This window comes from Brevundimonas sp. (assembly GCF_018608325.1).
Lineage (GTDB): Bacteria > Pseudomonadota > Alphaproteobacteria > Caulobacterales > Caulobacteraceae > Brevundimonas.
The window spans coordinates 1-9,164 of record NZ_JABAZW010000065.1 but is presented as its reverse complement, the minus strand read 5'-3'; the positions used below and the strand labels follow the sequence as shown (position 1 = coordinate 9,164).

At 66.5% G+C, this 9,164-nt stretch carries 10 protein-coding genes; 5 read left to right on the top strand and 5 right to left on the bottom strand.

Annotation, left to right across the window (positions count from 1 at the left end; translation table 11 throughout):
* The first annotated feature begins 177 nt into the window (after positions 1-177).
* From flgH to QZ281_RS06900, 4 genes are all read left to right on the top strand, one after another.
* Positions 178-909, top strand: coding sequence for a flagellar basal body L-ring protein FlgH (gene flgH, locus QZ281_RS06915; RefSeq protein ID WP_292226393.1), 732 nt, complete (start codon positions 178-180; stop codon positions 907-909).
* A gap of 97 nt (positions 910-1,006) precedes the next feature.
* Positions 1,007-1,474: a hypothetical protein gene (locus QZ281_RS06910; RefSeq protein ID WP_292226390.1), complete on the top strand. Its 468-nt coding sequence runs from the start codon at positions 1,007-1,009 to the stop codon at positions 1,472-1,474.
* Between the two features lie 51 nt (positions 1,475-1,525).
* Positions 1,526-1,951, top strand: coding sequence for a hypothetical protein (locus QZ281_RS06905; RefSeq protein WP_292226387.1), 426 nt, complete (start codon positions 1,526-1,528; stop codon positions 1,949-1,951).
* 56 nt (positions 1,952-2,007) lie between these two features.
* Positions 2,008-2,466, top strand: coding sequence for a hypothetical protein (locus tag QZ281_RS06900; protein ID WP_292226384.1), 459 nt, complete (start codon positions 2,008-2,010; stop codon positions 2,464-2,466).
* Between the two features lie 2 nt (positions 2,467-2,468).
* On the opposite strand, the gene QZ281_RS06895 is transcribed toward QZ281_RS06900, so the two are convergent.
* Positions 2,469-2,855, bottom strand: a complete 387-nt coding sequence (locus tag QZ281_RS06895) for a DUF5071 domain-containing protein (RefSeq protein ID WP_292226382.1) — start codon at positions 2,853-2,855, stop codon at positions 2,469-2,471.
* Between the two features lie 144 nt (positions 2,856-2,999).
* On the opposite strand from QZ281_RS06895, the gene QZ281_RS06890 reads away from it, so the two are divergent.
* The gene (locus QZ281_RS06890) at positions 3,000-4,793 is read left to right on the top strand and encodes a DUF885 family protein (RefSeq protein ID WP_292226379.1); all 1,794 of its coding nucleotides are present in this window, start codon (positions 3,000-3,002) and stop codon (positions 4,791-4,793) included.
* A gap of 154 nt (positions 4,794-4,947) precedes the next feature.
* Here QZ281_RS06890 and QZ281_RS06885 read toward each other — a convergent pair whose 3' ends face one another.
* Genes QZ281_RS06885 through QZ281_RS06870 form a run of 4 tightly spaced genes read right to left on the bottom strand, consistent with a single transcriptional unit; the run spans position 4,948 to position 9,003 of the window.
* Positions 4,948-5,952 (bottom strand): cysteine synthase A, encoded by a 1,005-nt coding sequence (locus QZ281_RS06885; RefSeq protein WP_292226376.1) that lies wholly within the window; start codon positions 5,950-5,952, stop codon positions 4,948-4,950.
* A 41-nt stretch (positions 5,953-5,993) separates the two neighbouring features.
* Positions 5,994-7,073 carry a phosphoadenylyl-sulfate reductase gene (locus tag QZ281_RS06880; RefSeq protein WP_292226372.1) on the bottom strand — a complete coding sequence of 360 codons (1,080 nt, stop codon included), beginning with the start codon at positions 7,071-7,073 and terminating at the stop codon, positions 5,994-5,996.
* Positions 7,057-8,727: a nitrite/sulfite reductase gene (locus tag QZ281_RS06875; protein ID WP_292226369.1), complete on the bottom strand. Its 1,671-nt coding sequence runs from the start codon at positions 8,725-8,727 to the stop codon at positions 7,057-7,059. Before QZ281_RS06875 ends, QZ281_RS06880 begins: the two co-directional genes overlap by 17 nt.
* Positions 8,728-9,003 carry a DUF2849 domain-containing protein gene (locus QZ281_RS06870; RefSeq protein WP_292226366.1) on the bottom strand — a complete coding sequence of 92 codons (276 nt, stop codon included), beginning with the start codon at positions 9,001-9,003 and terminating at the stop codon, positions 8,728-8,730.
* Positions 9,004-9,164 lie beyond the last annotated feature (161 nt).

Genomic DNA, 9,164 nt, shown 5'->3' with positions numbered 1-9,164 from the left:
TGCGCAACGCCGCCGTAGGCGAGCCGGTCGCCATCCTGAACACCGCCTCCAACCGCGTCATCGATGCGGTCGCCATCGGCCCCGGCCAGGCCATCGCCGGTCCTGCCGCCGATCAGGTCCGCGCCAATCCGCAACAGTTCGCCGCCCGCTGAGGCCCCTGCCCTAGGAATGACAGCCATGCGCAAGATCCTGATCATCGCCGCCGCCTTCGCCCCCCTGGCCGCCTGCTCCACGGTTGCGGAAACCGTTCGCGGGCCTGAGCTGGCGCCCATCGGCTATCCCGCCGCACTGGTGCCGGTTCAGCAGGCCTATATGCCCGCTCCGGGAGGCCGCGACGCCACGCCCGCCAGCGCCAACAGCCTGTGGCGCGTCGGCGCCCGCACCTTCTTCGGCGACCAGCGCGCCCGTCACGTCGGCGACATCCTGACGGTCCAGATCTCGATCGACGATCAGGCCCAGACCCGCAACTCGACCCAGCGCGCCCGCACCAACAGCGCCTCGGGCGGCGTCACCCACTTCTTCGGTCTGGAGAACAGCCTGGGCCGCGCCTTCCCCGGCGGTTTCGACCCGGCCAACATGGTCGGCACCGAGGGCGCCGCCAACGCGGCAGGCAGCGGCAGCGTCAACCGCTCGGAAAAGGTCAATCTGACCATCGCCGCCGTCGTCACCGACGTCCTGTCCAACGGCAATCTGGTCATCCAGGGTCGGCAGGAAGTGCGCACCAACCGCGAGGTGCGTGAACTGACCGTCGCCGGCATCGTGCGCCCGGAAGATATTTCCTCGGCCAACGCCATCAATCACACCCAGATCGCCGAAGCCCGCATCTCTTACGGCGGTCGCGGCGACATCAGCCGGATGCAGACCACGCCTGCGGCCCAGTCGCTGGTTGAACGTTTCAGCCCCTTCTGACGGCTGAGGCCGAACGGCCACAGTTCACGGCCTGCGTCGCCTGGGCCGTGAACCCCTGACGGATACCCGCGTTTGTCGATCAGACGCGAGTATCCGCATGTTCAAGGTTCTGATCCCCGCCGCCGCCGCTATCGCCCTGGTCGCTTTCGCCGCCCGGCCGCAGACGCTTGACGCCTCGATCAATGACGTCCCGACCATGACCTGGCGCCTCGGCTACGAGGACCAGGCGGCCAAACTGACCTATGGCGTGGACAACTCCGACCAACTGGCCCTGATGATCACCTGCCAGCCGGGCGAACATACGGCGGTGGTCTATGGCTATGTCCAACCGGACAGCCCGCGCCTGACGCCCGCCTCGATGGGTCCGGCGCCCATTGATCCTCTCAGCGGCGGTGACGCGACTGAGGCTTTGATCGCGCTGAACGATCCGACCCTGGCCGCTCTGGCCCGCGAAGGCGTCCTGCGCGTGATCGGAGAGGCCGGATCATCCACGATTTCCGCCACGGTGCAGGAACGTCGTCTGGCGGCGGACTTTCTTGCCTATTGCGGTTCTGCGCGCGTCTGACGACAGTGCAGCCCGGCGCGACATTGCGCGTCCTCGGTTGAGTCCCGCCCCATGAGCCTTGTCCTTTCGGCCGTCCTGGCCCTGGCGCTGCAGAATCCGCCGCCCGCCGCCTGGACCTGGACCCTGTATGGCAATGAGGCCCCGCTGGTCCTGGCCGAAGAGGTGCCGGACACGGACCGCCTGCGCACCACCCTGTCGTGCCAACCGGGCTCGGGCGCGGTGACGCTGGACCTGTACGAAACACCCGCTGTCGCCGGGTTCGCCCGCATCACCGCCGGAGACGCAGCGGCGACCAGCGAGGCGCGTGCCGCCCGCGGCCGCATGGAGACGACCGTGCGCGTCGACCACCCCGTCTTCGCCGCCTTCGTCACCACCGGACGCATCACCATTACGGTGGGCGACAGCCAGACCGTCGTCACCGTCCAACCCGCACACCTCGCCAAGCTGCGTCGCTTCACCGACCGCTGCGCTGGATAAGGAGCCTGACCCTGCGCCCGCTCAAACTGATCCCGTCCCTGCTGGCCCTGTCAGCCTTGGCCGCCTGCGCCACCAACACGCCGATGGCCTCGCTCTCGCCCGGCGCGCCCGCCTCTGCGCCCCTGCCCGTCGCCAACCACGACTGGTTCTTCGACCGCGACCAGCAGGAGCTGACCCTGGCCTATGGCATCGCCAACAGCGACGACCTGAAACTTCAACTGGTCTGTCAGACGGGCACGGGCGCGCTGGAGCTGGCCGCTGTCTTTGACCGCCCATCGCGCGTGCTGCTGCTGGAATCAGGTGGCGATACTGAACGCTACCCGGCCCGATCAGAGCCTGCAGGCATCCACGAAGGCCAGTACGTCACCGCCAACGCCAAGACGAAAGACCCCGTGTTCCAGCGTTTCCGCAGCCTGGGCTGGATCGCCCTGTGGGAAGGCGATAACCGCGACACCCTGGTGGCGCACCCCACAAGCAAGGCCACCGTCGAACGCTTCTTCGCCGCCTGCGGATAGGATCAGGTCAGGCTGGCCAGAACCTCTGACGCCGCCTGATCGACCTCTTGCCTGACCTCACCCGGCGTCGGGGCTGCGGCCAGACGTGTCAGTTCGGCCCGCAGGACCTCGGCCAGCGCCGGGCTTTGCAGGACGACGCCCTGTAACAGGCTGTATTTCCACGCGTCGTCATCCCCCGACAGCACAGTGCGGACATAGGGGGCCAGCGGCGCGCCAATACCGGCCAGGAAAGGCGCAAGGACTTGCCCGACCGGCCAGTTCGGGTCCTGCGTCCACTCCAGAATCTGAGGTATGATCGGTTCGACAGCCACAAACCCCAGCGCGACCAGCCATTCGGCGCGCTCCAGATCGTGTTTATCGGCGGGTAACAGGCGCTCGAGCTCAGTCATCATCACGGCTTGAACCTCGGCGAAACAGGGATTGTTCCGCCATCAGCGGATCGGAATGCCGCAAACGGCGACGCCCCGCCAGCATCCCGGCTTGACGCGCCCGTCCTGCTCCGATTGCCTGTGCGGCAAATCGCGGAGGGCGTCATGAAGATTTCTCACCTGGCCATCTTGGCTGTGCTGGCGGCTGCCTCGCCGGTCGTTGTCATGGCCCAGACGCCGACGCCCGCCGCCACGCCCGCAACGGCGCAAGCCGATGCAGCCCTGAATGCCATCATCGCCGACTACGAGACCTATCTGAAGTCCGTCGATCCCTTCTCAGCGTCCAGCGAGGGCGATGTCGAGGCGATGGCGCGGGCGCCGGACCTGTCGCGTGAGTTCCAACTGGCCCAGCGCGAGCCGATGATGCAGTTGTTCCACCGCCTGCTGGCCATCGACCCGGCAAGTCTTTCCCACGGCGCGTCGATCAACCACGCCTTCCTGCTGTTCACCCTGAACCGCGCCATCGAGGGACTGGAATACGACACCGGCGCCCTGGCCTTCGACAGCGAGGGCGGGCCGGGCACATGGGCGCTCTATGTCGGCGGTTCGACCCGCCTGAACTCGGTCGCCGAGGCCGAGGCCTATATCCAGCGTATCCGCGCCTTCGGGACGATCTACGCCCAGACCACCACCAACGCCCGTCGCGGCCTGACGACCGGACTGACCCAGGCCAGGTCCGTCACTGTCAGCGCCATCGAACTGGCCCGCAATGATGTCGCCATCAAGCCGGACGCCGAACCGCTTCTGGCCCCCTTCGCCACCCTGCCCGCCAATGTCTCTCAGGCCGACAAGACCCGACTTTACGCCGCAGGCGCCGCCGCCATCACCTCGACTATCGTGCCTGCGCGTCGCGCCTGGCTGAACTTCCTCGAAACCGAATACCTGCCCAAGGCCCCAGAGGCACCCGGCATCGGCAACCGCCCAGGCGGCAAAGCCATCTATTCCTACCTGGTGCGCCTGCACACCACGACCGAGCTTTCGCCGGATCAGGTCCACCAGATCGGTCTGGACGAGGTCGCCCGCATCCGCGCCCGCATGGAGGTCGAGATGCGTGCGGCGGGCTGGACCGGCGATTTCGCGGGCTTCCTGAACTTCCTGCGCACAGATCCGCAATTCTACGCCAGGACGCGCGAGGAACTGCTGGAAAAGGCGTCGGAAATGGCCAAGCGGGCCGACGGCGGCCTGCCGCCCCTGTTCGCCACCCTGCCCCGCCTGCCCTATGACGTGCAGCCGGTCCCGGCCCAGATCGAGGAAAACTACACCACTGGTCGCTACAACCCCGGTTCGATGCAGAATGGCATTCCCGGCCACTACATCGTCAATACGTCCAAGCTGGACCAGCGTCCGCTATATGAACTGCCCGCCCTGACCCTGCATGAGGCAGTACCGGGCCACCATCTGCAGATCGCGCTGCAACAGGAAGGCGGCGGCCAACCCTATTTCCGGCGTCAGGCCAATGTCACCGCCTTCACCGAGGGCTGGGGCCTGTACTCCGAATATCTGGGCGAGGAGATGGGCTTTTACCGCACGCCCTATGAGCGGTTCGGCCGCCTGTCCTATGAGATGTGGCGCGCCTGTCGTCTGGTCGCCGACACCGGCCTGCACTGGCTGGACTGGTCAGAAGAACAGGCCCGCGCCTGTTTCCGCGACAACTCGGCCCTAGCCCCGCACAATATTGAGACCGAACTGCAGCGCTATATCGGCTGGCCGGGTCAGGCCACGGCCTACAAGATCGGCGAAATCCGCCTGCGCGAGATCCGCGAACGGGCCGAGCGTGAACTGGGACCGAAGTTCAATATCCGCACCTTCCACGACGCCCTGCTGGTCGAAGGCCCCCTGCCGCTGGCCCTTCTTGACCACCGCATGGACGCCTGGATCGCGGAGCAGAAGACGAAGTGAGCCGACCTCTCCTCCCTGTCGCGCAGCGATGGGGAGGTGGCGCGCCGCACAGCGGCGTGACGGAGGGGTTCTTTCCGCATCACCGCATCATTGCGAAGTCGAGCCCCCCTCCACCGCTTCGCGGTCCCACTCCCCATTTCATGGGGAGGAGAAATTAAGCCTTCACCCACTCCGGCGTCGGCAGGCCCTTGGACCGCAGGAATTCCGGGTTGAACAGCTTGGTCGCATAGCGCGAGCCCGGATCGCACAGGCAGGTCACAATCGTCTTGCCCGGCCCGATCTCGCGCGCCAGACGCACGGCCCCGGCGATATTCACCCCCGCCGATCCGCCCAGCGACAGGCCCTCATATTTCACCAGATCGAACAGGATCGGCAGGAACTCCGCATCCTCGATCCGATAGGCGTGGTCGGGCGTGAAGCCTTCCAGATTGCCGGTGATCCGCGCCACCCCGATGCCTTCGGTGATGGACGAGCCTTCGCCCGTCATCTGGTTCTTGGTGAACCAGTTGAACATGGCCGCGCCCGCCGGATCGGCCAGGGCGATGGTCACATCGGGCTTCTGCTCTCGCAGATAGGCCGACACCCCTGCAATCGTGCCGCCGGACCCCACCGCCGAGACGAAGGCGTCCACGCGCCCTTCCGTCTGGGCCCAGATTTCCGGCCCGGTGGTCTCATAGTGGGCGTCGCGGTTGGCGGTGTTGTCAAACTGGTTGGACCAGACGGCGCCGTCCGGTTCGCTCTCGTTCAGTTCCTCGGCCAGACGCCCGGAATAGTGGACGAAGTGGTTGGGGCTGGAAAAGGGCGCGGCATCCACCTCGACCAGACGCGCGCCCAGCGAGCGGATCGCCGCCTTCTTTTCTTCGGACTGGGTGCGCGGAATGACGATGACGACTGGATGGCCCAGCGCCGCCCCGACCAGAGCCAGACCTATGCCGGTGTTGCCCGCCGTGCCTTCGACAATCGTGCCGCCGGGGCGCAAGGCGCCCGACGCCCGCGCCGCCTGCACTATGGACAGAGCCGCGCGATCCTTGATCGACTGGCCGGGGTTCATGAACTCGGCCTTGCCCAGAATCTCGCACCCCGTCTCGTCGGACAGGCGGTTCAGGCGCACCAGCGGCGTATTGCCGATCAGGTCGATGACAGAGGGCGTGACAGACACGTTGCAGCTTTCAGGCAGGGTCGAACGAGAGGGAAAGGATATCAGGCCGCAGCCTGGCGCTTGCCTAAGTGGATGCCGCACTCGACCTTGTCCATGCCTGACCAGCGTCCGGCGCGCGCATCTTCGCCTTCTTCGACCGGTCGTGTGCAGGGCCAGCAGCCGATGGACGGATAGCCCTGCTCGACCAGCGGGTGACGCGGCAGATCATGTTCGACCAGCCAGGCCTCGACATCACCACTGTCCCAGTCGGCCAGCGGATTGATCCGCAGCACTCCGTCCAGCACCTCGAACGGCTTCAGGGCCGCCCGTGTCGAGGCCTGATAGCGTTTGCGCCCGGTGATGATGGCGTTGAACCCGGCGGTCGCCCGCGCCAGAGGCCGCACCTTTCTCAGATCGCAGCAGGCGTCGGCGTCAGTCTTCCAAAGGTCGTCGCGCGCATCCAGCGCCGCCTTCTCACCCGCGTCCGGCGTCACCAGCCGCACATCGCTCAGGCCCAGCACCTTGGTCAGTTGGGTGCGGTACGACAGGGTCTGCAAGAAGTGCTGCCCCGTCTCCAGAAACACCACCGGTGTCTCAGGCCGTTCCTTGGCAATGATGTGCAGCAGGGCCGCCGATTCCGCCCCAAACGACGAGATCGTCCCCACCCGCAGGCCCAACGCCGGGTCCAGCGCCACCCTGACGATTTCAGGCGCCGACTTTCCCTCGACCTCGCGGTTCAACCGTTCGGCCAGCCCCGCCAGATCACGATCATTGGACGCCGCGCGCCGCCGCTGCCAGATGGTCGGCGCGGCGTCCGTGGCGGGCTGATAGGCGGCGCTGAACGCCTGATCCATTCGCGCCCAGGCCGCTGTATCGGCGCCCGGAGCCAGTTCCACCGCGTCGAAACCCGAGCGCCGCAGGTGCCGCGCCTGATCGGGTAAGACCTTGCCCGCCGCGATCAGCCGCCCGGCATAGCCTCGCTCACGCAGCACCGCCGCCAGCGACAAGCCGCGACCGTCACGGAAGGCCTCGAACTCCAGCACCAGCACGTCTTCGGTCGCAGCCGCCGCCTCGACCTCGTCCAGAGGTGTGGTCACCGACAGGCGCAGGCCGTTCTGGATCCCTTCAAGCGTTTGCAGCATCGAGCGTCTCATAGATGGCGTCGCGGAAGGGATCGGGGCCGACGCGGCGCACCGTGTCGATGAACCGCTCGCCGTCGGTGCGGATTTCCAGATAGCGGTCCAGCGTCCGTTGGATGGCGGGCGCGACCTCATCGGACGGCAGGCTCTTGCCCACGATGTCGCCCAGCGCCGCCTGTTCGTCGGGCGAGCCGCCGACCGTGATCTGATAGTATTCCTCGCCCTTTCGATCCACGCCCAGCACGCCGATATGGCCGACGTGGTGGTGACCGCAGGCATTGATGCAGCCGCTCATATTGATACGGACCGGCCCCAGCTTCTCCTGATAATCCAGATCAGCCAGACGCGTGGACAGGGCCTGCGCCACCGGGATCGACCGGGCGTTGGCCAGACTGCAGTAATCCAGCCCCGGACAGGCGATCACATCCGTCACCAGATCGGCATTGGCCGTCGCCAGCCCCGCCTCGCGCAAGGCGCGCCAGATGGCCGGAACATCATCCAGCTTCACATGCGGCAGGACCAGATTCTGCTCATAGGCGGCGCGAATTTCATCGAACGAATACCGCTCGGCCAGATCGGCGGCGACGTCCATCTGGTCCGCCGTGATGTCGCCAGGCACCCCGCCGATGGGCTTCAGCGAGATCACCACCGAGGCATAGCCCGCCTGCCTGTGCCGACGCACATTGTTCCTCGCGAACCGGGCGAAGTCGGGGTCCGCCAGCAGGGCGCGATCAAACGGCGCGCTGGCCTTGGGCAGGTCATCAAAGGCGGGCGGCGCGAAATAGGCCTGAATACGCGCCAGTTCGTCGTCGGGGATTTTCAGCTCTTCGCGGCGCAGGGTGGCGTAGTGTCTGTTCACCTCCTCACGAAAGGCGTCGATGCCGATGGAGGCGACCAGAATCTTGATCCGCGCCTTATGGATGTTGTCGCGCCGCCCCAGCAGGTTCCACGCCCGCAGGATGGCGGTCAGATAGGCCAGCAGGTCCGCCGCCGGAACCGCAGGCGCGATCTCCTGCGCGATATGCGGCAGACGCCCCTGCCCCCCGCCGACGAAGACGCGGAAGGCCGATCCACCATCGGCGCCCCGCACGATCTGAAGGCCCACGTCATGGGTGCGGATCGCCGCCCGGTCCTTTTCGGCCCCGACCACCGCGATCTTGAACTTGCGCGGCAGGAAGGAGAACTCGGGGTGAATGGTCGACCACTGACGGATGATTTCGCACCAGGGACGCGGGTCTTCGATCTCGTCATCGGCGGCGCCCGCGAACACGTCGGTCGTGGTGTTGCGGATGCAGTTGCCGCTGGTCTGGATGGCGTGCATCTCGACCTCGGCCAGATCACTGAGGATCGCCGGCAGGTCGGTCAGGGCGGGCCAGTTGTACTGAATATTGGTGCGCGTGGTGAAATGGCCGTAGCCCTTGTCATAGGTGCGCGCGATATGACCCAGCTGCCGCATCTGGCGGCTGCTCATTGTCCCGTAAGGCACCGCGACCCGCAGCATATAGGCATGAAGCTGCAGATAGACGCCGTTCATCAGCCGCAGCGGCTTGAACTCGTCCTCGGTCAGGGCGCCGGACGCACGGCGCGCCACCTGATCGGAAAACTCCTCGACCCGTTCGCGCACCAGCGCATGGTCGAACTCGTCATAGCGATACATTTACGCCTTCTCCCACAGCAGGCTGTTGCCCACCGTCGGCCCGGCGGAGCGGATGCGCTCCTTCAGGCGATCGCGGCCCGAGGGCGTGCGGTCGCTGACCTCGAACAGATAGGGGTTCACAAAGACATCGGGCCGTCCGGCGACCTCGGCCAGCACGATCTCCGCCGTCGTGTCGTCCAGCACCGACGCCTGTTCGATGCTGTCGACCGGCTGATTGTCCACGCCCGCATAGATGACGCGGCCGTCCGACAGGCGGTTTGCGGTCACGATCTTCATGCCGCCGCCTCCGACATATCCGCCTGCGCCGCCGAAAAGGCCGCTGTCTCACCGACGAACAACAGGGCCGGTCCCGACAGGTTGGCTCCGCGCACCAGCGCGGCCAGCCCGTCCAGCCGTCCCGTCAGAACCCGCTCGTCCGGTCGGCTGCCGTTCTCGAC